Genomic DNA, 21,239 nt, shown 5'->3' with positions numbered 1-21,239 from the left:
TAGCTGCTGTCGCGCCGGCCCGGCGCCCTCCTCGGCCCGAGCGCCATGCCCACCCATTCTTCTCGCTCCTACCTGTTGATCGCACTGGCAGCCGCCCCGCTGGCCCAGGCACAGGAAATCGCTCCACAACCGGCATCGCCACAGGCCTGCACCTCCGTCACCTCGGACGCCGCACGCCTGGCCTGCTATGACCAGGCCCTGGGCTACACGCCGCAGGCCACCCAGCAGGCAGACGCGGCAGCGCAGCTGGCCAAGCAGGCCGCCAAGCCGGAGGATGCGCGCACCCTCAGCCGCGTCGGCGATTTCTTTCGTGCCGAAGCGCAAGACAGGCCGATCGAGGAAGCGGTGGCCAATGCCGGACGTGGTTCGCTGCTGGACCGCCGTTGGGAGCTGGCCAAGGATTCCAAACTGGGCACTTTCCAGCTACGCGGCTACAAGCCGGTCTATCTGCTTCCCGCATTCTGGACCAGCGATACCAACCGCACGCCACAGTCGCTGAACCCCGCCAACTCGGTCAACACGCCGCAACAGCTGGACAGCGCCGAACTGAAGTTCCAGCTCAGCTTCAAGACCAAGGTGGCCGAGGATCTGTTCGGCGACAATGGCGACATCTGGATGGGCTATACCCAGAGCTCGCGCTGGCAGGCCTACAACTCGGAGGCGTCGCGCCCGTTCCGCGAGACCAATTACGAACCCGAAGCGATGCTGGTGTTCCGCAACAACTACAGCATCTTCGGCTGGAAGGGCCGTATGAGCGGCATCAGCCTCAACCACATGTCCAACGGGCGAGCCGACCCGTTGTCGCGCTCGTGGAACCGGGTGATCCTCAATATCGGACTGGATCGGGAGAACTGGGCGCTGACCCTGCGTCCGTGGTTCCGTATCAAGGAAGACCGCGCCGACGACAATAATCCGGACATCGAGGATTACATGGGGCGTGGCGATGCGACCCTGGTCTACAACAAGAACGGCCACGAGGTCGCCTTGATCGCGCGTCACTCGTTGCGCGGAGGCGATCGTTCACATGGTTCCGTGCAGCTGGACTATGGGTTTCCCATCAACAACCTGCTGCGCGGCCACGTGCAGGTGTTCGATGGCTACGGCGAAAGCCTGATCGACTACAACCACAAGGCCACGTATGTGGGCGTCGGCGTGTCGCTGCTGGAGTGGTTCTGAGCCAGGCACGATCCGTCCACGGCATACGGCGCACGCGACGCCCTGCCCTGCAGACATGACACACACGCAAAGAGCCGGCATCACTGCCGGCTCTTTGCGTTGCGCGGGAAGCTGCGAAACCATCGCCACGCCGGGTTGCGCAGCGCGGACTGCGCATTCCTGGCAGTCCGCATCACGCACCGCCAGCGGCGCACCATCGACTCAGACGTCGAAGAAATCCACCTTGCCGTCCTTCAGGGTGTAATAGGCGCCGACCACCTTGCAGGCGCCGGTGCGCAGGGGTTCGAGCAAGGCGGGTTCGGAAGCGCCGCGCAGACGATCGACGGTCCGCTTGACGTTGGCCTTCACGGAGGCAGCCAGCAGATCGTCGCTCCCCTTGCTCTTGGCCGTCAGCACCGCCGGAACGATGGGTTCGATCATGGCGCCGATCGCGCCCGGGAAGAACGCGTTCTGCTCCACCACCGAGACCGCCGCAGCCACCGCGCCGCAGCTCTCGTGGCCCATCACCACCACCAGCGGCACGCCGAGCTGACTCACTGCGTATTCGATCGAGCCCAGCGCCGTCGTATCGACGGTGTTGCCGGCATTGCGGACGATGAACATCTCGCCCAGTCCGCGGCCGAACAGCAGCTCCGGCGGTACGCGCGAATCCGAGCACGACACCAGGATCACGAACGGAGTCTGGCCCAACGCCAGTTCCAGGCGGCGGCGGCTGTCGGAGATGATCTTCTTGGGGCGGTTTTCCACGAAGGCGGCATTGCCGTCGCGCAGTATCTGCAGCGCCTGCTCGGCGTTGAGGTCCGTCTTCTTCGACGGGGCGGCGCGCACGGCAAATGGAAGCGACGCGGTAGCTGCGGCGATCGGCGCGCAACAGGCGCACTGCAGCAGTTTTCGACGGGATGCGGAATGCGACATGGCGAGCCCCTGCTCTCTGGTTGGTGCCGCGATCGTACTATGTGACAAACGCCGCAAAACGACCCAGAAGGAGGTAATGCGCACAAAACTTCGCAGTCGCCAGCCGCCGGTTCAGGTCCAGTCCGTCAGGCCCTCACGGCGATAGGTTTCCTGAAAGGCCGGGCGCGCTTTCATACGCTGCGCATGCGCCTGCAGCGCCGGCCAGGTATCGGTCGGTCGCGGCATGTTGCGCGACCAGCGCATCAACATGGTGAGCAGAAAGTCGGCCGCCGACAGCTGCCGGCCCAGCAGGTACGGGCCGTGCGCCTGCAGATACGCATCCACCTGGGTCCAGGCTGTCTCCAGCCGCGCGCGCGCCTGTACCTGTGCGTCTTCGGCACGCGCGGCACCGGCTGGTTCGTCAGGGTAGAACCAGGCGCGATAGGCCGGCTGCAAGGTATTGGCGCAGAAGAACATCCACTTGTAATAGTCGGCACGCTCGGGCGTACCGACAGGCGGTGCCAGGCCGGCCTGCGGGTACAGGTCGGCCAGGTGCAACACGATCGCCGCCGCTTCGGTCAGCACCTGCCCGTCCAGCACCAGGGTCGGCACCACGCCGGCTGGATTGAGCGCCAGATACTCCGGCGATTTCTGCTCGCGCCGGTCGAAGTCCAGCGGATGCAGCACGTGGGGAATGTCGAGTTCGATCAGCAGCCAGTGCACGACCAGGGCGGCGGTGCTGGGGGTGTGATACAGCGTGGCGACCATGCGCGCTCCGGATCAGGTGGTAGCAGGCCGCGACGCGTCGTTGCTGGACGGAATCAGCACCGTCGCCGCCTCTTGCTGTTGCGCCCCACTCAGGCTCAGGCACGACAGCAGCACGGTGCAGATGCGTCGGAGCATCCGTTCTGCTTGCGGACCCGCTGGTCCGCCGAGCATAGCCGCTTCCTGCGCGGCGGTACGCACCCGGGTGCGATGCATTTCCGTTAACGCTTCGTCGCGCCCGGGTGCGCTGTAACTGGGCCGTACTGCCGGTGGATTGTGCGACGCTGCGTGCGCTGCCTCGCCGTTCCGGGCCGGACGGTCGAAACGCACGCCGTCTGGTTGCCGCTCTGGCGAAGACGAGCGTTCGCAATAGCCGCCGTAAACGCCTGGTCCATGCCGCTTGCCGATACCGGCCACGCCAGCCCATCGGCCGCGCAGCCGGCTCGATTGCCGCGCTTACTCGACCACCACCGGAATCTTGCCGATACGCGACTGCCACTGGCGCGGGCCGGTCTTGTGCACCGACTCGCCGGTGGAATCCACTGCCACGGTGACCGGCATGTCCTTGACCTCGAATTCGTAGATCGCCTCCATGCCGAGATCTTCGAACGCCAGCACGCGCGCGGCCTTGATCGCCTTGGACACCAGGTAGGCCGAACCGCCGACCGCCATCAGGTACACCGCCTTGTTGTCGCGGATCGCATCGATGGCGGCATCGCCACGCTCGGACTTGCCGACCATGCCCAGCAGCCCGGTCTGTTCGAGCATCTGGCGGGTGAACTTGTCCATGCGCGTGGCGGTGGTCGGGCCGGCCGGGCCCACCACTTCATCGCGCACCGGGTCGACCGGGCCGACGTAATAGATGAAGCGATTGGTGAAATCGACCGGCAGGGTTTCACCCTTGTTGAGCATGTCGATCATGCGCTTGTGCGCGGCGTCGCGGCCGGTCAGCAGCTTGCCGTTGAGCAGGATCACCTCGCCCGGCTTGAAGCTGGCCACTTCTTCGCGGGTGATGGTATCCAGGTTGACCCGGCGCGCATTGGTCGGGTTGTAGGTGAGCTTGGGCCAGTCTTCCAGCGAGGGCGGGTCCAGCATCACCGGGCCGCTGCCGTCCAGGGTGAAATGCGCATGGCGGGTGGCCGCGCAATTGGGAATCAGCGCCACCGGCAGGTTGGCGGCATGGGTCGGGTAATCCTTGACCTTGATGTCCAGCACCGTGGTCAGGCCACCCAGGCCCTGTGCGCCGATGCCGAGCGCATTGACCTTTTCGTACAGCTCCAGCCGCAGTTCTTCGGCGCGATTGGAGGCGCCGCGCGCCTGCAGGTCGACGATGTCGATCGGCTCCATCAGCGCTTCCTTGGCCAGCAGCATCGCCTTCTCGGCGGTGCCACCGATGCCGATGCCCAGCATGCCCGGCGGGCACCAGCCGGCGCCCATGGTCGGCACGGTCTTGAGCACCCAATCGACGATGGAATCGGACGGGTTGAGCATGGCGAACTTGCTCTTGGCTTCCGAGCCGCCACCCTTGGCGGCGACGATCACTTCGACATGGTCGCCCGGCACGATCTTGGTGTTGACCACCGCCGGCGTGTTGTCACGGGTATTGGCGCGCTTGCCGGCCGGGTCGGCCAGCACGCTGGCGCGCAGTTTGTTGTCCGGGTGGTTATAGGCGCGACGCACGCCCTCGTTGACCATGTCTTCCACACCCATCGTGGCATCGTCCCAGCGCACGTTCATGCCGATTTCCAGGAATACGGTGACGATGCCGGTGTCCTGGCAGATCGGGCGATGGCCTTCGGCGCACATGCGCGAATTGATCAGGATCTGCGCGATGGCGTCCTTGGCCGCCGGCGACTCTTCGCGCTCGTAGGCAGCGGACAGATTCTTGATGTAGTCGACCGGGTGGTAGTAGCTGATGTACTGCAGCGCATCGGCGACGGACTGGATGAGGTCTTCCTGCTTGATCGAGGTCACGGCTGGCTCTACGGCTGGCGGGGGTCAATCCGGGCATTTTAGAACAAACCGCCGGCCGCACCGGCGTAGCCAGGGGAAGGCTGCGTTGCGAATGGCGCGTCTGCGGCAGCGCTGCAGCCCTTCGCACCGCAGTGCCCGGGCCGGGCCAAGCTGTCCGGCGGCGATGCGCTCCCCCTCCGGCAAGGTTCAACACTCCCGAAGCACGCCGCGCCCGGCACACTGGGCGAATGTCAGCTTCCCATTCCGGCGCCGCCGCGCCCACTCCCCGTACCGGCCCCACCCTGCGCGAACGCCTGGATGCGCTGCGCAATCTGCCCCCCTTCCTGCGTCAGATCTGGCAGACCAGCCGCTGGTTGAGCGCCAGCAGCATCGGCCTGCGCGTGTTGCGCGCGCTGATGCCGATTGCCACGCTCTACATCGGCAAGCTGATCATCGACGAGGCGATCCACCTGGTGGGCCAGCCGCCGGCGTTCGAGTCATTCGCCCAGGCGCTGGGCAGTGGGCGCCTGAACCGGTTGCTGGAATTGCTGGCACTGGAGCTGGCCCTGGCGATCGGTTCGGATCTACTCGGACGCATGGTCGGCTATGCCGATGCGCTGCTGTCGGAGCTGTTCAACAACGCGGCCAGCGTGCGCCTGATGGAACACGCTGCGCAGCTGGATCTGAAGGACTTCGAAGATCCCGACCGGCAGGACAAGCTGGATCGCGCGCGGCGCCAGACCATGAACCGCATGAACCTGATGAGCCAGTTGTTCGGTCAGGTGCAGGACGCCATCACGGTGATCAGCCTGGCGGTGGGCCTGGTGGTGTATGCGCCCTGGCTGATCGTGTTGCTGGCGATCGCCTTGATTCCCGCGTTCATCGGCGAGGCCCACTTCAACGCACTGGGCTACTCGCTCAACTTCCAGTGGACGCCGGAACGGCGTCAGCTCGACTACCTGCGCCAGGTCGGCGCCAGCGTGGAGACCGCCAAGGAAGTCAAGATCCTCAACCTGCACCGGTTCCTGATCGCGCGCTACCGGCGACTGGCCGACAAGTTCTTCCAGGCCAACCGCGCACTGGCGCGCAAGCGTGCGCTGTGGGGCGCGCTGCTGGCGGCGCTGGGCACCCTGGGCTATTACGCCGCGTACGGCTATATCGCCTGGCGCACCGTGCGTGGCGACTTCAGCATCGGCGACCTGACCTTCCTGGCGGGCAGCTTCCTGCGCCTGCGCCAGTTGCTGGAAGGCCTGCTGATCGGGTTCTCGCAGGTCGCCGGTCAGGCCTTGTACCTGGACGACCTGTACTCGTTCTTCAATATCGTGCCGGAGATCCGCTCGCGCCCCGGCGCGTTGCCGGTGCCGCGCCCGATCCGCCGGGGCTTCGTGTTCGAGGACGTGGGCTTCCGCTACCCGGAGGCGGAGCAATGGACGGTGCGCCATCTGGACTTCGAACTGCGCGCCGGCGAAGTGCTGGCACTGGTGGGCGAGAACGGCGCCGGCAAGACCACCCTGGTGAAGCTGCTGGCGCGGCTCTACGACCCGACCGAAGGCCGCATCCTGCTCGATGGCCACGATCTGCGCGACTATGACCTGGACGATCTGCGCGCCAATCTGGGGGTGATCTTCCAGGATTTCGTGCGCTATCACCTGAGCGTGGGCGAGAACATCGGCGTGGGCCAGGTGGATGCGATGGACGACACCGGCCGCATCCAGGCCGCCGCGCAGCGCGCGATGGCGGGCGAGCTGATCGCCGGCCTGCCGCATGGGTACGACCAGCTGATCGGCCGCCGCTTCAAGAACAGCGTGGACCTGTCCGGCGGGCAGTGGCAGAAGATCGCCATTGCGCGCGCCTACATGCGCGATGCGCAGCTGATGATCCTGGACGAACCCACCGCCGCGCTGGACGCGCGCAGCGAGTTCGAGGTATTCCAGCGCTTCAAGGAGCTGTCGGACAACCGCACCGCGGTACTGATCTCGCACCGCTTCTCCAGCGTACGCATGGCCGACCGCATCCTGGTACTGGTGGCAGGGCGCATCGAGGCCAACGGCACCCATGCGGAGCTGATGGCGCAGGGCGGGCGCTATGCGGAGCTGTTCGAGCTGCAGGCGGCTGGGTATCGGTGAGGTTGGGGATTCGGGAGTCGGGATTGGGGATTGGAAAGAGCTGCCAGCTCATCCACGAGCCCTGATGCGCCCGGAACCCGGGATCTGCTCTTGCGAATCCCCAATTCCGACTCCCGAATCCCGGCCCGCCAAATGAGAGTTCATCTCATTTGGCGGGCTTGAGGTAGAATCGCCCGGTATTCCTCCCACGACACTCACCGGTATGTCTTCCGCTTTCGGCGCCGAAACGGTGCTCGAGGTCCGCCACTGGACCGATGCCTACTTCAGCTTCACCACCACCCGCGACCCCGGTTTCCGTTTCGAGAACGGGCAGTTCGTGATGATCGGACTGGAGACCGAGACGCGCCCGTTGCTGCGCGCGTATTCGATCGCCAGTGCCAACTGGGAAGAACAGCTGGAGTTCTTCAGCATCAAGGTGCCCGATGGTCCGCTGACCTCGCGGCTGCAGCACATCCAGCCCGGCGACAAGGTGCTGGTCGGCAAGAAGCCCACCGGCACGCTGTTGATCAGCGACCTGCACCCGGGCCGCAACCTGTACCTGCTGGGGACCGGCACCGGCCTGGCGCCATGGCTGTCGGTCATCAAGGACCCGGAAACCTACGAGCGCTTCGACAAGGTGATCCTCACCCACGGCGTCCGCTTCGAGCAGGATCTGGCCTATCGCGACTACTTCGAGCGCGAGCTGCCGCAGCACGAGTTCCTCGGCGATATCCTGCGCGACAAGCTGCTGTACTACCCGGCAGTCACCCGCGAAGCCTTCACCAACCAGGGCCGGCTGACCGAGCTGATGGCCGATGGACGCATGCAGCAGACGCTGGGCCTGCCAACGCTGGATCCGGCCAACGACCGCTTCATGATCTGCGGCAGCCCGCAGATGCTGGCCGACCTGCGTACGCTGCTGGACGGCCGCGGCTTCCAGACCTCGCCGCGCATCGGTACGCTGGGGCATTACGTATTCGAGCGTGCCTTCGTCGAGAAGTGACCTGACACGGGTGAAACGCCAGCGCGGCGCGGCGTTTCATCTGAAGGACCCGATGCCGTCGGTTCGAGCACCATGCCCTACCGGATCATGCGCCCAGCGCGCGCTCGATGTCGGCAGCCAACGCTTCCGGCTTGGTGGTGGGCGCATAACGTTCCAGTACGCGCCCATCGCGGCCGATCAGGAACTTGGTGAAATTCCACTTGATGGCCTCCGATCCGAGCAGGCCGGGGCGTTCGTGCTTGAGCCACTGCCACAACGGATGCGCGCCGCTGCCGTTGACTTCGATCTTCGAAGACAACGGAAAATCCACCGCGTAGTCCAGCGAACAGAACTGGCGGATCTGCGCGGCGTCACCTGGCTCCTGGTGGCCGAACTGATCGCACGGAAAGCCGATCACGACCAGACCACGCGCACGGTAGCGCTGCCATAAGTCCTGCAGGCCCGCGTACTGCGGGGTAAAACCGCACTTGGAGGCCACATTGACGACCAGCAGGACCTTGCCGGCGTAGTCGGCCAAGGCGTGCGCGCGCCCATCGAGGTCGGTGAACTGCTGGGCCGAAAGCGCCGTCATGCCAGTCTCCACTGCAAAGACGTCAGCCTAGCGCAGGACGATGCAGGGCCGCACGTTGCAGTTGGCCGGAGTGGCAAGGTTGCCCTGCGGCGAGCCACGTGTGCGGCCCGGAATAAGGCCGCTCGCGCATTTCATTCGCGATGCCAGACGTCGCAGACACTGGCAGCAACGCAGTGCGCCGGCAGGCGAACGGCAGATGCCGCCTGAAGAATCGCCCTTGCCTGCAGACCCTGCAGCGTGTGGCTCGCCGTCAGATCGCCCCAGCGTACTGGTCGCCACCACGCCAGAACCGCAACTGCCAACGCTCGCGTCCGCTGCCCGGCCATGCCTTTTGTCACAAGCCAGTACCCCCCGGCCCGGGTTAGCCTCACGGGTCGCACTTTGGAGCAACTCTCTTGACCACCCGTCTCGCTTTTGCCCTGGCCGCTTCCCTGGGACTTGCCATGCCGTCCTACAGCATTGCCGCCCCCGCTGCCACCCAGGCCGCCACCCAGGCCAACCCGTTCTTCGCCGACAGCGACCTGCCGTTGCATTACCCGCAGTTCGACAAGATCAAGGACAGCGATTTCGCCCCCGCTTTCGACGCCGGCATGGCGGAGCAGCTGAAGGAAGTGGAGAAGATCGCCAACCAGAAGGCCAAACCGAGCTTCGAGAACACCCTCCTCGCGCTGGAGAAGAGCGGCGCCACCCTGGATCGGGCGACCACCGTGTTCTTCAACCTGGTCGGTGCCGACACCAACGATGTACGCAAGAAGCTGCAGGCCGATTACTCGGCCAAGTTCGCCGCGCACCGCGATGCGATCTCGCTCAACGGCAAGCTGTTTGCGCGCATCCAGACCCTGTACGACCAACGCGCCAAGCTGGGCCTCGATGCGCAAGGTGTGCGCCTGGTCGAGAAGTACTACAGCGACTTCGTACGCGACGGCGCCAGGCTCTCCGATGCGGACAAGACCACGCTCAAGGCGATGAATGCCGAGCTGGCCAAGCTGGGCACCACCTTCAGCCAGAACGTACTGGCCGAGGTCAACGCCGCCGCGGTGGTCGTGGATGACGTCAAGCAGCTCGACGGCCTGTCCGAAGAACAGATCGCTGCGGCCGCCGAAGCGGCCAAGGCGCGCAAGCTCGATGGCAAGTACGTGATCGCCCTGCTCAACACCACCGGCCAACCGCCGCTGACCCAACTCAAGAACCGCGACCTGCGCAAGAAGATCTACGACGCCTCGGTGTCGCGTGGCAGCCATGGCGGCCAGTACGACAACACCGCGCTGGTGTCGCGCATCATGAAGCTGCGCGCCGACAAGGCCAAGCTGCTCGGCTTCCCCACCTACGCAGCCTATTCCCTGGAAAACCAGACCGCCAAGACTCCGGAAGCGGTCAATGCGATGCTCGGCAAGCTGGCACCTGCTGCGGTCGCCAACGCCAAGCGCGAAGCCGCCGATCTGCAGGCGATGATCGACAAGGAACAAAAAGCTGCACGCAAGCCCACCTTCAAGCTCGAAGCCTGGGATTGGGCCTACTACAGCGAGAAGGTGCGCCAGGCCAAGTACAACTTCGACGAATCCCAGCTCAAGCCCTACTTCGAACTGAAGAACGTGCTGGAAAACGGCGTGTTCTACGCCGCCACCCAGGAATACGGCCTGACCTTCAAGCAGCGCACCGATCTGCCGACCTACCGCGACGACATCACCGTCTACGACGTGTTCGATGCCGATGGCAAGCAGCTGGCGATCTTCATCGCCGACATGTACGCACGCGAATCCAAGCGTGGTGGCGCATGGATGAACTCGTATGTCTCGCAGTCGGACCTGACCGGTTTCAAGCCGGTGGTGGCCAATCATCTCAATATTCCCAAGCCGCCGGCCGGCCAGCCAACGCTGCTGACCTGGGATGAAGTGACCACCATGTTCCATGAGTTCGGGCATGCGCTGCACGGCATGTTCTCGGACGTCAAATACCCGTATTTCTCCGGCACCAGCGTGCCGCGTGACTTCGTCGAATTTCCCTCGCAGGTCAACGAGATGTGGGCCGACGAGCCGTCGATCCTGAAGAACTATGCCAAGCATTACCAGAGCGGCACGCCGATGCCGCAGGCATTGCTGGACAAGGTGATCGCCGCGTCCAAGTTCAATCAGGGATTCGCCACCACCGAATACCTGGGTGCGGCGATGCTGGACCAGAACTGGCATCAGATCAGCGCCAGCCAGGTGCCCGATGCAGCCGGCGTCATGGCGTTCGAAGCCAAGGCCCTGCAGCAGGACGGCATTGCCTACGCACCGGTGCCGCCGCGCTACAAGACTCCCTACTTCAGCCACATCATGGGAGGCTATGCCGCCGGCTACTACGCCTACATCTGGTCGGAAGTGCTGGATGCCAACACCCAGCAATGGTTCAAGCAGCACGGCGGCCTGAGCCGCGCCAACGGCGACCGCTTCCGCAAGACCCTGCTCTCGCGCGGCGGCAGCGTGGATGCCATGGAGTTGTTCCAGAACTTCGCCGGTCACGCGCCGCAGATCGAGCCGCTACTGGAAAAGCGCGGCCTGAGCGCGCAGGGCGGCGACGGCGCAACACCGGAGACTCCGCAGTCCAAGCCGTAACGTCCAGTCCTGAGAACGACAACGCCGCCCGGATCGCTCCGGGCGGCGTTGTCGTTGATGGCGACGCGCGCCGTCGTACCGGCTCAGGGCTCGACCGAGTCCACGCCAATGAGCAGTTTCTTCAGCAGCTTTTCCAGACGCACCTGTTCGGTCTCGCTGATGTGGGAGGTCTGCTGCGCCAGCAGCTCGCAGGCTTCCGGCAGCAAGCTCTCAATCAACGCCAGCCCAGCCGGTTGCAGGGTCAACATGATCTTGCGCCGATCATCTGCGCTGGTGCCGCGCGCAATCAGGCCTTTTTCGCATAGCTGGTCCGTGAGCCGGGTGATGTTGGCCGGCTTCTCGCTAACCGCCTCGGCCGCCTCGGTCGGCGTGATCGCTTGGTCCGGCGTGCCATACAACGTCATCAGGATCTCGTATTCCGGCGGGCTGAGTCCGTAAGGCCTGAGCCGGATGCAAGTGATCGTATGCAGTCGCTTGTAAAGATGCTTGATCAACCTCACCACGACGGCCGATTCCCGCGGAAATGCCGTGTAACGCTCGCTTGTGTGGTTCACGCAGTTCTCGGTCGCATCGAAACTACTCATATCGCCGGTCTGATTCCAATACTGAATGGCGCGGCCATTCAAACACATCACCTGCAAGGCGATGGATCAGCGAGCGAAGAGATGTGCATATTCCGGCGCGACCCACGGGAGCAACGTCGCAGTTGTGATTTCCGCCGTTTGCGTGCCGTCCGAATACGGCCCGACCTGATACGGCGGAAACACGAAACGCAGTGCGGCGATCTTGCCGGCCGCATTCAATACCGGAACGAACTGAGCGAAATTGCCTACCTGCGCCGTGGTTCCTTCGGCGATCATGCGGTCGGCCGAGGCAACCTGCTCTGCCTGTTCCTCGATCGGCACGCGCTCGGCCACTACGCGCTCGGCTGCGGCGGCATGCAGCTGCATGGCGACCTCGCGACCGATCTTTTCCCAGCCAGCGGGATCTGCGATCAGTGCCTGTGCGGTCAGCTGCCTGCGCTCCTTGACCAGCCAGACGAAACGCGCCACCAGTGGTTCGCCATGCGCGCCGCCGGTGTAGCGGCTGCCGTCGGCGGACACCACGATCAGCTCGGGAGTCTGCAACAGTTTCTCGAACGACAGCGACAGTTCATAGGGCGCTGCAGGCTTGTCGTTGCCCAGTCCCGACACTGCCTGCATCAGCTCGTCGCGCGCATCCTGTGCATAGTCGCGGACCAGGCCAGCCAATTCCGGATAGGCGTCCAGGCCACGCGGATAACTGATGCCCACCATGTATGCCGGCGCATGCTCGATCACGTCCTGCAACGGACCACTGCTCACCATGACCGGTTCGGCGACCGGCGTCGGCACAGCATCGGCAGCCGGCGCCGCCGGTTCGGCGGTCGTCGCCTCGCGCTGCGTGCAACCCGCCAGCATGGCCAGCAGCACGATCCCCACCCATCCATTCACTTGCGCCAACCGCCCCATTCCTGCCAACTCCCCTGATCCAAACGTTGTTGCCGGCATCAGGCCAGCAGGTCGTGATACTGATGATGCCGGCGCATGTATGCCTCGGCGTAACTGCATGCGGGCACGACTTTCAGGCCGCTGTCGCGTGCGTACTGTAATGCGGCCTCGACCAGGGCCGACGCGATGCCGCGCCCGGCGATCGCATCGGGTACCACCGTGTGCGTAATGGTCAGGCGCGCGTCGTCGCGACGGTATTGCAGCTCGGCGCGCTGGCCATCAGCCGATAGATGGAATCGCTGCTCGGCGGGTTGGTGTTCGGCGCGCATGGTCGCTGACTCCGTGTGGTCTGCAGCCAGGGAATGGGCCTTGAGTGTGAACAGCGCCACGCCGCGCCAGCGTGAAAATGAACCCACGCCACGCACTCCGCACGAATTGGAGGGCCGTCACTCAAGTTCGTTTCGCCTGCGCCGATAGCTGAGCTCAAGAGCACTCGCAGCACCCGGCTCCGGGCACTGGACGAGGCTCTTGCTCACCTACGAGGAGTCATCGCATGCACAACGATTCGGCAGGAAACAACGCCCCGAGCGACAGCTCGCTGCTGGAAGGCTTGTTCCAGTTCGCCCTGACCGGCGACACCCATAGCGCGGACTTCGCACAGCTCAACGATACGGTGTATCAGCGCCTGCAGCAGGCCTATGGCGCAACGTCCAGCAGTGCCACCGCAAGCGACCAGGACCGCAGCGCGGCCTGAGCGGCTTGGCGGTATCCGCCGGGACGTCGCGCCACTGCGACAATCCCGGCGCAGGAAGTAGCCCGACCCGTTCACGACGGTGCCGCCCCTCCCTCCCCCCTGGTTGGCTTAGCCGAAGCGCGGATTGACGAGCTGTTGCAGGAAGATCTGCCACACCTCTGGCGCCATGATCAGCATGAACATCACCCCGAACGCCGCACCGGCCAGGTGCGCGCTGTGGTTGATGCGATCGCCGCCACGGCGATCCATCCACAGGCTGTATCCAACGTAGAACACGGCATAGATGATCGCCGGGGCCGGAATGAACAGCACCAGGATGATCGTCCACGGCTGCAGCAGGATGAAGGCGAATAGCACCGCCGACACTGCCCCGGATGCGCCCAGACTCAGATAGTTGGGATTCTTCTGGTTCTTCAGATAGCTGGGCAGGATCGATACCACCAGCGCCGCCAGATAGAACAGCGGATAGGTCAGCACGCTGCCGGTGACCTGCAGCATCACCCGTTCGATGACCCGCCCGAAGAAGAACAGCGTGATCATGTTGAAGACCAGGTGGCCCAGGTCGGCGTGGATGAAGCCATAGGTCACCAACCGGTCGTACTGCTTGTACTTGTCCACGGCCGGCGGCCACAGGATCAGGCGGTCGTTCAACCTGCGGTTGTTGAACGCCATCCAGGAGACGATGCCGTTGATGGCGATCAGGATCAGGGTAATCATGCAGACCTCAGGCAGAACGGTAATTGTCGACCATGCGATAACCGCGCGCATACAGGCCGAAGGCCAGTGCCGCCAGGAATGCGAAGGCCGCGAAGAAGAACATCAGAAACGCCGCTTCGCTGAGCCCAGTATCGGCGATATGTGCGGTCACCGTCTCATTGCGTACCGCCACGTTCGATAGCAGCACCCACAGATTGCCGACCGTGGTGGTCAGGTACCAGAAACTCATCACCACACCTTTCATCGACGGCGGCGCCTGGCTGTAGGCGAACTCGATGCCGGTGGCCGACACCAGTACCTCGCCGAAGGTGAGCAGCGCATACGGGAGGATCTGCCAGGCGATGTGCATCGGCTCGCCGCCATCCATCACCACCTGGATCAGCCCGACCGCGATCCAGGCCACGCCGCTGAAAGCGATGCCGCTGGTCATCCGCCGCAACGGCGTGGGTTCCCAGCCGATCCGGCGCAGCACCGGATACAGCACCAGGTTGTTGAAGGGGATCAACAGCATCACCAGCAGCGGATTGAGCGCCTGCATCTGCGAGGCGGTGAACCAGACCGGCATGCGCATCTCACGCCCCTGCAGCACCCAGGTCGAGGCCTTCTGGTCGAACAGCGAAAAGAACGGGGTGACCAGGGCGAAGACCACCAGCACCCGCAGCAACGCCCGTACGCCTTCCACCGCCGCATCCGGATGCGTGCCCCGCGCACGTTCCAGCTGCCACCAGGTGCCGCCGCCGATGCCGGCCAGCAGCAGCACCAGCGCCATGCACAGGCAGATGACGATGCCCAACGGTTCGATGAGCACGAAGCAGGCCAGCGCCAGCAACACCGACAGCAGCGCCAGCACCAAGCCCGGGCGGCCCTGCCCCGATGCGCGTGTCAGCAGCGCGGTGCGCACCACCGCGCCGAACCCGTGCGGGTCCTTGGGCGGCAAGGGCACCCGCACATAGCGGTTGCGTCCCAGCCAGAACACCAGCGTGGCCACGAACATCAAGATGCCGGGAATGCCGAACGCCCAGGATGGCCCCAGGTTCTTCAGTGCCAGCGGAATCAGCAGCGAGGCGAACAGCGAGCCGAAATTGATGATCCAGTAGAACGCGTCGAAAACGACCTTCGCCAGGTGCTTGTTGGACTGATCGAACTGGTCGCCCATGAACGAGGCCACCAGTGGCTTGATACCACCCGCCCCCAGCGCGATCAGGCTCAATCCGACGAAAAAGCCGCTGCGGCTGTCTTCGAACAGCGCAAGACACGCGTGCCCGGCACAATAGACCAGGCTGAACCACAGGATCGTGTTGTATTTGCCGAACAACCGATCGGCGAGCCAGCCGCCCAGCAACGGGAAGAAGTACACCCCGATCATGAAACTGTGCAGGATGTGCTTGGCCTCGGCCTCGCGGCCTGGGCCGCTGATCTCCTGCAGCAGCAGCGAGGTGATCAGGAACTGCACCAGGATGTTGCGCATTCCGTAGAAGCTGAAGCGCTCGCAGGCTTCATTGCCGATGATGAAGGGAATCTGGCGCGGCAGGCGCGCGCCGGCAGCGGCGCCGGGCAAGGTCGGGGTGGTCAAAGGCGGTCCGGTCCAACGGTAGGCAGGCCCTATCGTACCGGCGCCGGTGGGCTCGCTGCCATGCGACTGGCATCTCGCCTCGCCTGCCGGCATGCCCTTCGTGCCGGCAGGCCCAGCATGGCGTCCTGCCGGCGGGCGTATGCGCCGCGGCATTGCGCGCCGCGGGCCTGATCCGATAGCGCGCATCCGCGCGCGCCAGGTCACGGTGCGGATTGGCCTGTGCCGCCGGCTCGGCTACATTGCAAAGGGTTTCCCCAGATCGCCGGACCCCCGCATGCTCCGCTTCACCCGCCTGGCCTTGGGCCTTTTGTTGTGCGCCTCCCTCCCTGCTGTAGGTGCTGCCGAATCGCTGACCAGCGTGGCCGAACGCAGCGGCTTCGTGCAGACCGGTCGCTATGACGAGGTCATCGCGCTCTGCGATGCGTTCGCACAACGCTATCCGCAGGCGGTGCGCTGCACACAATTCGGCACCACGCCCGAAGGCCGCCCGATGAAGGCGCTGGTCGTCTCCACCAGCGGCGTGCTGGATCCGGATGCCGCCGCGCAACGCAAGCTGCCAGTCGTTCTGATCCAGGGCGGTATCCATGCCGGCGAGATCGACGGCAAGGACGCCGGCTTTCTGGCCTTGCGCGAGCTGCTGGACGGCAAGGCCGGCAAGGGCGTCCTCGACAAGCTGGTGTGGGTGTTCGTGCCGGTGTTCAACGTGGATGGCCACGAGCGTTTCGGCGCCTGGAACCGCCCCAACCAGCGCGGGCCGGAGCAGATGGGCTGGCGCACCACCGCGCAAAACCTCAATCTCAACCGCGACTACGTCAAGGCCGATGCGCCCGAAATGCAGGCCATGCTGCGGCTGCTGCAGCAGTGGGACCCACTGATGTATGTGGACCTGCATGTCACCGACGGCGCCAAGTTCGAGCACGATGTCTCGGTGCAGGTCGAACCGGTGCATGCGGGCGACGCCGCCCTGCAGCGCGATGGCACGCGTTGGCGTGACGCCGTACTTGCCGATCTCAAAAAGCAGGGCTCGCTGCCGCTGCCGTACTACCCCTCCTTCGTCCGCGAAGACGACCCCAGCTCCGGATTCGCCGACGACGTCTCGCCGCCGCGCTTCTCGCATGGCTATTTCCTGTTGCGCAACCGCTTCGGCATGCTGGTGGAAACGCATTCGTGGAAGGATTACCCCACCCGCGTGCGGGTCACCCGCAACACCATCGTGTCGGTGCTGCAGCAGGCGGCCAGACACGGAACCGCCTGGCGCGCCGATGCGCTGGCGGCCGATCAACGTGCCAGCCGCCTGGCCGGCACGCCCGAGCCGCTGAGTTTTGCGGCTGGCCCCGCCGCGCGCACCGTCGCGTTTCGCGGCTATGCCTACACACGCACGCCCTCGCCGATCTCCGGCGCGCTGATGACGCGCTACGACGAGAACACCCCGCAAGTCTGGAAGGTGCCGTTGCGCGATCAGGTCAAGCCCGATGTGGTGGTGGATGCGCCGCGCGGCGGGTATCTGGTGCCGGCCGCACAGGCTGCACTGGTGGCGGAAAAACTGCGCCTGCACGGTGTCGACTTCCGAACCATCGGCACGGCTGCAGAGCGCCAGGTGCAGACCTTCCGCGCCGACACCGCCACCTTCGCGGTACGCTCCAACGAAGGTCACCAGACCGTGGAAGTCGTCGGGCAATGGCGTGAGGAACGCCGCGCCGTGCCGGCCGGCTCACTGTTCGTGCCGATCGCCCAACCCAAGGCGCGCCTGGTGATGGCGATGCTGGAACCGCAGGCGCCGGATTCGCTGCTGCAATGGGGCTTTTTCAATACGGCCTTCGAACGCAAGGAATACATGGAGGCCTATGTCGCCGAAGACGTGGCGCGCGAGATGCTGGCCCGCGATGCCGCATTGAAGGCGCAGTTCGAGCAACGCCTCGCCAACGACAAGGTCTTCGCCGGCGACCCGCAGGCACGGCTGGAGTTCTTCGCCCGGCGCCATTCCTCATGGGATGAGCGCTACCGGTTGTACCCGGTGCTGCGAACCGCGCAGACCGACTTCTGACCGCCCGCCCGCACGGCCGGGCGCGGCAGAGCGCTATCGGTTGCCGTGCGTCGCGGTAACGGACGCACGCAACCTGCGTCCTCGATCGCGCTGCCGTTCTCGCAACGCGCAGCGCAGGCGAGCACGAACATTTTGCCGAAGACACGTTGACAGCCGCACGCGCAGCTTGCACAATTCGCCTCCTGAGTCGCCCAGGTGGCGGAATTGGTAGACGCACTAGCTTCAGGTGCTAGCGGGGGCAACTTCGTGGAGGTTCGAGTCCTCTCCTGGGCACCACGACTCACGGTAGATCGTAGAAAACCTCGCCTCGGCGAGGTTTTTTGCGTTTGGGCGATGGCATTGGTGAGCATGCCGATCAACAGCGCAGCAGAACTACGCAAACGACGACGCATCGCGGCACCAGGCAATCGAGCCGCAATCAGCAACAGATAGCTGAGGCCTCACGCCTCCTCACGTTCGCCTGCCTCATGCGCCCAGGCAAGGCTGTCCAGCGCATTGCCGGACGCCGGAAACAGCAGCACGTCCAGCGCGAATACACGAATAGCCGCATCTGCGCCGGGGCTGCGTCGGTCGAAACCGCGATACCCCCACCGCTCCAAACGGTTTGCTGGTTGCCTTGAAAAGCACTACGCACACCGATATCCCGGCTGGTCCTTGCCCACCTTACGCGGCATGGATGCCGCGTCAGAGCCTTATCTGTTCGAAGTGTGGCAGCGTAGGTGTCGAGAGCCGGCGTGGGCGGGCAAGGGCCCTGCAGCCAAGTCGCAGATCACCCGCTCTGCAGTAGACCGGCGTGATATGTCTCCTGGCCGATGTCAGAGCGGCCAAGCGCCCTGTCACCCGCGCTCAATGCCCGCCAGCCGCCGCTGCGCCACCGGCGCCTGCGCCGAACGGCGGCTTGGCCAGCCACAGGAAGAAGATGATCGCCAGGAAGGTCCAGCCCAGCAGGTAGAAGATGTCGTTGAAGCCCATCTGCGAGGCCTGGTGATTGATCATGTTGTTGAGGAAGGCTGCGCCGCGTTGCAGGTCGCCCTGCCCCATCGCGGCAACCTGCTCCTGCATGCCGGGCGTGTAGACCGAAATGTGTTCGGTGAGGTGCGCGTGGTGCACTTGCGTGCGTCGCGCCCACAGGTAGGTGGTCAACGAGGCCGCGAAGCTGCCGCCCAGCGTGCGCAGGAAGGTGGCCAGGCCCGAGCCTGCCGCGATCTCGCGACCATCCAGATCCGACAACAGGATCTGCAGCACCGGCATGAAGAACAGCGCCACGCCCACGCCCATCACCAGCTGGATGGTGGCCACATGGCCGAAATCCACCTGCAGGTTGAAGTTGGAACGGAAGAAGCTGGTGAACGACATGAAGATGAAGGCGATGGTGGCCAGCATGCGCAGGTCGAACCGCAGCGCGTACTTGCCCACGAACGGCGTCATCAGCACCGGCAGGATGCCGATCGGCGCGGTGGCAAGGCCCGCCCAGATCGCGGTGTAGCCCATGTCGCGCTGCAGCCATTGCGGAATCAGCAAACTCACGCTGAAGAACGCGGCGTACGCCACCACCATCGCCAGCGTGCCGGCGCGGAAGTTGCGGTGCCGGAACAGCTTGAGATCGACGATGGGATCCTTGTCGGTCAGCTCCCAGATCACGAACACCACCAGGGCCACCGCGGCGATGCAGGCCAGCACGATGATCTTGTCCGAAGCGAACCAGTCTTCGTCGTTGCCCAGATCCAGCACCAGCTGCAGCGCGCCCACGCCCACTACCAGCAGAATCAGGCCGATGTAATCCATGCGCGGCTTTTCCAACTGCTCCGGACGGTGCCGCAACTGCGAGCCGACGATGCTGCTGGCGAGGATGCCCAGCGGCACGTTGATCAGGAAGATCCATTCCCAGCTGTAGTTGTCGGTGATCCAGCCGCCCAGGATCGGCCCGGCGATCGGCGCCACCACGGTGATCATCGCCAGCAGCGCCAGCGCCTGCCCACGTTTTTCGCGCGGATAGATCGACACCAACAAGCTCTGGGTGATGGGATACATCGGCCCGGCCACGAAGCCCTGCAGCGCGCGCGCCACCACCAGCATGCCCATGCTCTGCGCAAGCCCGCACAGCAGCGAGGCGACGGTGAAGGCCAGCGTCGACCACACGAACAACTTGGTTTCGCCGAAGCGACGGCTCAACCAGCCGGTCAGCGGCAACGCGATCGCGGTGCTCACCGCGAACGAGGTGATGACCCAGGTGGCCTGCTGCGAACTGGCGCCGAGATTGCCGGCGATGGTGGGCAGCGAGACGTTGGCGATGGTGGTGTCCAGCACCTGCATGAACGAGGCCATCGCCAGGCCCACGGTGCACAGCGCCACGCTCGCCGGGCGAAAGCCGGCCGCGGGCGCCGCCGGGCCACCGGGCGCAGTAGCAGCTTGCGAAGACATGCCGGCTCAGCCCAGCTTGGCGGCAGCCTGCGTCGGCAGGTTGGCCTGGATGATGCGATGGATATCGGCGTCGGCCGCCTTGAGCTGCTGTGCATACACATCGGTGGAGAACACCGCACCGCTGGCGGCCTTGGCCGGCAGCACTTGCCCCTGCTGATCGTGCAGGTTCACATCGACCTTCATCGACAGGCCGATGCGTAGCGGATTGGCCGCCAGTTGCCTGGCGTCCACCGCGATGCGTACCGGAACCCGTTGCACGATCTTGATCCAGTTGCCGCTGGCATTCTGGGCCGGCAGCAGCGAGAACGCGCTACCGGTGCCCAGCCCCAGGCTCTGGATACGGCCACTGTAGGCGACACCGCCGCCATACAGATCCGAATGCAGCTCCACTTCCTGTCCAAGCCGCATGTGCTTGAGCTGGGTCTCCTTGAAGTTGGCTTCCACCCACACCTGCTCCAGCGGCACCACCGCCATCAGCACGCTGCCCGGCTGCACGCGCTGGCCAACCTGCGCCGAACGCCGCGCGACATAGCCCGACACCGGCGCCACCACGCCGGTGCGCGCATGATTGAGATAGGCCTGACGCAGCTGCGCGGCGGCGGTCTGCACGTCCGGCTGGTTGGCCAGCGCGCCATCGTCCACCAGCGCGCGATTGCGTTCCAGACTTTCGCGCGAACCGCTCACCGCCGCCTCGGCAGCAGCCAGCTCGTCGCGGGCATGCGCCAGTTCTTCGTTGGAGATGGCACCGGTGGCGGCCAGATTCTTGCGGCGGGCAAAGTCGGCACGGGCACTGCGCAGCGTCACCTCGCGCGCAGACACCTCTGCCTGTGCGCCCTCCACCGTGCGGTACAGCCCGCGCACCTGGCGCACGGTCTTGGCCAGGTTGGCCTCGGCCTGCTGCAGCGCCACCGCGGTATCGGCTGGGTCCAGCTGCACCAGCAGCTGGCCGCGTTCCACGCGCATGCCGTCTTCGGCGCCGATGCTGACCACGGTGCCACCCACCATCGGGGTGATCTGCACCTGGTTGCCCTGCACATAGGCATCGTCGGTGTCTTCGTGCCAGCGGCCGACGAGCAGATACCACGCCACGATACCGATGATCGCCACGATGACTGCGAGGGCCACGATGCGCAGCGCCGCACGGCGCTTGTTCGGTGCGGCCGGCGCGGGCTGGGAGGAAGCTGAAGGGGTCTGGCTCAT

At 65.0% G+C, this 21,239-nt stretch carries 18 protein-coding genes and 1 tRNA gene; 7 read left to right on the top strand and 12 right to left on the bottom strand.

What is annotated here, in order from left to right; genetic code table 11:
• Positions 1–45: 45 nt before the first annotated feature.
• Positions 46–1,176, top strand: coding sequence for a phospholipase A (locus LL962_RS07325; protein WP_228316447.1), 1,131 nt, complete (start codon positions 46–48; stop codon positions 1,174–1,176).
• Positions 1,177–1,377: 201 nt separating this feature from the next.
• Here the strand turns inward: LL962_RS07325 and LL962_RS07320 are convergent, their stop codons facing one another.
• The 4 genes from LL962_RS07320 to LL962_RS07310 form a co-directional block, all read right to left on the bottom strand.
• Entirely contained in the window at positions 1,378–2,091 is a 714-nt protein-coding gene (locus LL962_RS07320; RefSeq protein WP_228316469.1) for a carbonic anhydrase, read from the bottom strand.
• 111 nt (positions 2,092–2,202) lie between these two features.
• Positions 2,203–2,838, bottom strand: coding sequence for a glutathione S-transferase family protein (locus LL962_RS07315; RefSeq protein ID WP_228316446.1), 636 nt, complete (start codon positions 2,836–2,838; stop codon positions 2,203–2,205).
• A 12-nt stretch (positions 2,839–2,850) separates the two neighbouring features.
• The gene (locus LL962_RS20890) at positions 2,851–2,973 is read right to left on the bottom strand and encodes a hypothetical protein (RefSeq protein ID WP_255626224.1); all 123 of its coding nucleotides are present in this window, start codon (positions 2,971–2,973) and stop codon (positions 2,851–2,853) included.
• A gap of 318 nt (positions 2,974–3,291) precedes the next feature.
• Positions 3,292–4,809, bottom strand: coding sequence for a fumarate hydratase (locus LL962_RS07310; RefSeq protein WP_104588016.1), 1,518 nt, complete (start codon positions 4,807–4,809; stop codon positions 3,292–3,294).
• 227 nt (positions 4,810–5,036) lie between these two features.
• On the opposite strand from LL962_RS07310, the gene LL962_RS07305 reads away from it, so the two are divergent.
• Together LL962_RS07305 and LL962_RS07300 are read left to right on the top strand one after the other, a co-directional pair.
• Positions 5,037–6,914 (top strand): ABC transporter ATP-binding protein, encoded by a 1,878-nt coding sequence (locus LL962_RS07305; RefSeq protein ID WP_228316445.1) that lies wholly within the window; start codon positions 5,037–5,039, stop codon positions 6,912–6,914.
• Positions 6,915–7,116: 202 nt separating this feature from the next.
• Positions 7,117–7,896: a ferredoxin--NADP reductase gene (locus LL962_RS07300; protein ID WP_228316444.1), complete on the top strand. Its 780-nt coding sequence runs from the start codon at positions 7,117–7,119 to the stop codon at positions 7,894–7,896.
• 85 nt (positions 7,897–7,981) lie between these two features.
• Here LL962_RS07300 and LL962_RS07295 read toward each other — a convergent pair whose 3' ends face one another.
• Positions 7,982–8,467: a glutathione peroxidase gene (locus tag LL962_RS07295; RefSeq protein ID WP_228316443.1), complete on the bottom strand. Its 486-nt coding sequence runs from the start codon at positions 8,465–8,467 to the stop codon at positions 7,982–7,984.
• Positions 8,468–8,862: 395 nt separating this feature from the next.
• On the opposite strand from LL962_RS07295, the gene LL962_RS07290 reads away from it, so the two are divergent.
• The gene (locus LL962_RS07290) at positions 8,863–11,061 is read left to right on the top strand and encodes a M3 family metallopeptidase (protein ID WP_228316442.1); all 2,199 of its coding nucleotides are present in this window, start codon (positions 8,863–8,865) and stop codon (positions 11,059–11,061) included.
• Positions 11,062–11,144: 83 nt separating this feature from the next.
• Here LL962_RS07290 and LL962_RS07285 read toward each other — a convergent pair whose 3' ends face one another.
• The 3 genes from LL962_RS07285 to LL962_RS07275 all read right to left on the bottom strand — a co-directional run bounded on the left by LL962_RS07285 (position 11,145) and on the right by LL962_RS07275 (position 12,859).
• Complete coding sequence (locus tag LL962_RS07285; RefSeq protein ID WP_228316468.1) at positions 11,145–11,645, bottom strand: MarR family winged helix-turn-helix transcriptional regulator; 501 nt, start codon at positions 11,643–11,645, stop codon at positions 11,145–11,147.
• A 66-nt stretch (positions 11,646–11,711) separates the two neighbouring features.
• A complete protein-coding gene (locus tag LL962_RS07280) occupies positions 11,712–12,551 on the bottom strand; it encodes a DUF3298 and DUF4163 domain-containing protein (RefSeq protein WP_228316467.1) in 840 nt (279 codons plus the stop codon).
• Positions 12,552–12,589: 38 nt separating this feature from the next.
• The gene (locus LL962_RS07275; RefSeq protein ID WP_228316466.1) at positions 12,590–12,859 is read right to left on the bottom strand and encodes a GNAT family N-acetyltransferase; all 270 of its coding nucleotides are present in this window, start codon (positions 12,857–12,859) and stop codon (positions 12,590–12,592) included.
• A 224-nt stretch (positions 12,860–13,083) separates the two neighbouring features.
• Here LL962_RS07275 and LL962_RS07270 point away from each other — a divergent pair, with 224 nt between their 5' ends.
• Positions 13,084–13,284 carry a hypothetical protein gene (locus tag LL962_RS07270; RefSeq protein ID WP_104588023.1) on the top strand — a complete coding sequence of 67 codons (201 nt, stop codon included), beginning with the start codon at positions 13,084–13,086 and terminating at the stop codon, positions 13,282–13,284.
• Positions 13,285–13,392: 108 nt separating this feature from the next.
• Here the strand turns inward: LL962_RS07270 and LL962_RS07265 are convergent, their stop codons facing one another.
• Together LL962_RS07265 and LL962_RS07260 are read right to left on the bottom strand one after the other, a co-directional pair.
• On the bottom strand, positions 13,393–14,001 hold the full coding sequence (locus LL962_RS07265; protein WP_104588024.1) for a rhomboid family intramembrane serine protease: 609 nt from the start codon (positions 13,999–14,001) through the stop codon (positions 13,393–13,395).
• Between the two features lie 7 nt (positions 14,002–14,008).
• Complete coding sequence (locus LL962_RS07260) at positions 14,009–15,574, bottom strand: POT-type proton-dependent oligopeptide transporter (protein ID WP_228316441.1); 1,566 nt, start codon at positions 15,572–15,574, stop codon at positions 14,009–14,011.
• Between the two features lie 274 nt (positions 15,575–15,848).
• On the opposite strand from LL962_RS07260, the gene LL962_RS07255 reads away from it, so the two are divergent.
• Positions 15,849–17,618 carry a M14 family metallopeptidase gene (locus LL962_RS07255; RefSeq protein ID WP_228316440.1) on the top strand — a complete coding sequence of 590 codons (1,770 nt, stop codon included), beginning with the start codon at positions 15,849–15,851 and terminating at the stop codon, positions 17,616–17,618.
• A gap of 189 nt (positions 17,619–17,807) precedes the next feature.
• Positions 17,808–17,894: transfer RNA gene (locus LL962_RS07250), tRNA-Leu, on the top strand.
• Between the two features lie 570 nt (positions 17,895–18,464).
• Here LL962_RS07250 and LL962_RS07245 read toward each other — a convergent pair.
• Positions 18,465–20,039: a DHA2 family efflux MFS transporter permease subunit gene (locus LL962_RS07245; RefSeq protein ID WP_228316439.1), complete on the bottom strand. Its 1,575-nt coding sequence runs from the start codon at positions 20,037–20,039 to the stop codon at positions 18,465–18,467.
• Between the two features lie 6 nt (positions 20,040–20,045).
• Positions 20,046–21,239 (bottom strand): efflux RND transporter periplasmic adaptor subunit, encoded by a 1,194-nt coding sequence (locus LL962_RS07240; protein ID WP_228316438.1) that lies wholly within the window; start codon positions 21,237–21,239, stop codon positions 20,046–20,048.

Origin of the sequence: Xanthomonas sp. NCPPB 1067 (assembly GCF_020783795.1) — a bacterium.
Taxonomy (GTDB): Bacteria; Pseudomonadota; Gammaproteobacteria; order Xanthomonadales; family Xanthomonadaceae; genus Xanthomonas; species Xanthomonas melonis.
The sequence above is the reverse complement of the archived record's forward strand: the minus strand, read 5'-3'. Positions and strand labels throughout refer to the sequence as shown.

What these genes read in the sequence shown, in the direction of transcription:
- LL962_RS07280 (WP_228316467.1), bottom strand. Translation starts at nt 12,551, where the DNA reads ATGGGGCGGTTGGCGCAAGTGAATGGATGGGTGGGGATCGTGCTGCTG.
- LL962_RS07270 (WP_104588023.1), top strand. Translation starts at nt 13,084, where the DNA reads ATGCACAACGATTCGGCAGGAAACAACGCCCCGAGCGACAGCTCGCTG.
- LL962_RS07255 (WP_228316440.1), top strand. Translation starts at nt 15,849, where the DNA reads ATGCTCCGCTTCACCCGCCTGGCCTTGGGCCTTTTGTTGTGCGCCTCC.
- LL962_RS07315 (WP_228316446.1), bottom strand. Translation starts at nt 2,838, where the DNA reads ATGGTCGCCACGCTGTATCACACCCCCAGCACCGCCGCCCTGGTCGTG.
- LL962_RS07245 (WP_228316439.1), bottom strand. Translation starts at nt 20,039, where the DNA reads ATGTCTTCGCAAGCTGCTACTGCGCCCGGTGGCCCGGCGGCGCCCGCG.
- LL962_RS20890 (WP_255626224.1), bottom strand. Translation starts at nt 2,973, where the DNA reads ATGCTCCGACGCATCTGCACCGTGCTGCTGTCGTGCCTGAGCCTGAGT.
- LL962_RS07275 (WP_228316466.1), bottom strand. Translation starts at nt 12,859, where the DNA reads ATGCGCGCCGAACACCAACCCGCCGAGCAGCGATTCCATCTATCGGCT.
- LL962_RS07285 (WP_228316468.1), bottom strand. Translation starts at nt 11,645, where the DNA reads ATGAGTAGTTTCGATGCGACCGAGAACTGCGTGAACCACACAAGCGAG.
- LL962_RS07320 (WP_228316469.1), bottom strand. Translation starts at nt 2,091, where the DNA reads ATGTCGCATTCCGCATCCCGTCGAAAACTGCTGCAGTGCGCCTGTTGC.
- LL962_RS07240 (WP_228316438.1), bottom strand. Translation starts at nt 21,239, where the DNA reads ATGAGCCAGACCCCTTCAGCTTCCTCCCAGCCCGCGCCGGCCGCACCG.
- LL962_RS07265 (WP_104588024.1), bottom strand. Translation starts at nt 14,001, where the DNA reads ATGATTACCCTGATCCTGATCGCCATCAACGGCATCGTCTCCTGGATG.
- LL962_RS07300 (WP_228316444.1), top strand. Translation starts at nt 7,117, where the DNA reads ATGTCTTCCGCTTTCGGCGCCGAAACGGTGCTCGAGGTCCGCCACTGG.
- LL962_RS07305 (WP_228316445.1), top strand. Translation starts at nt 5,037, where the DNA reads ATGTCAGCTTCCCATTCCGGCGCCGCCGCGCCCACTCCCCGTACCGGC.
- LL962_RS07295 (WP_228316443.1), bottom strand. Translation starts at nt 8,467, where the DNA reads ATGACGGCGCTTTCGGCCCAGCAGTTCACCGACCTCGATGGGCGCGCG.
- LL962_RS07325 (WP_228316447.1), top strand. Translation starts at nt 46, where the DNA reads ATGCCCACCCATTCTTCTCGCTCCTACCTGTTGATCGCACTGGCAGCC.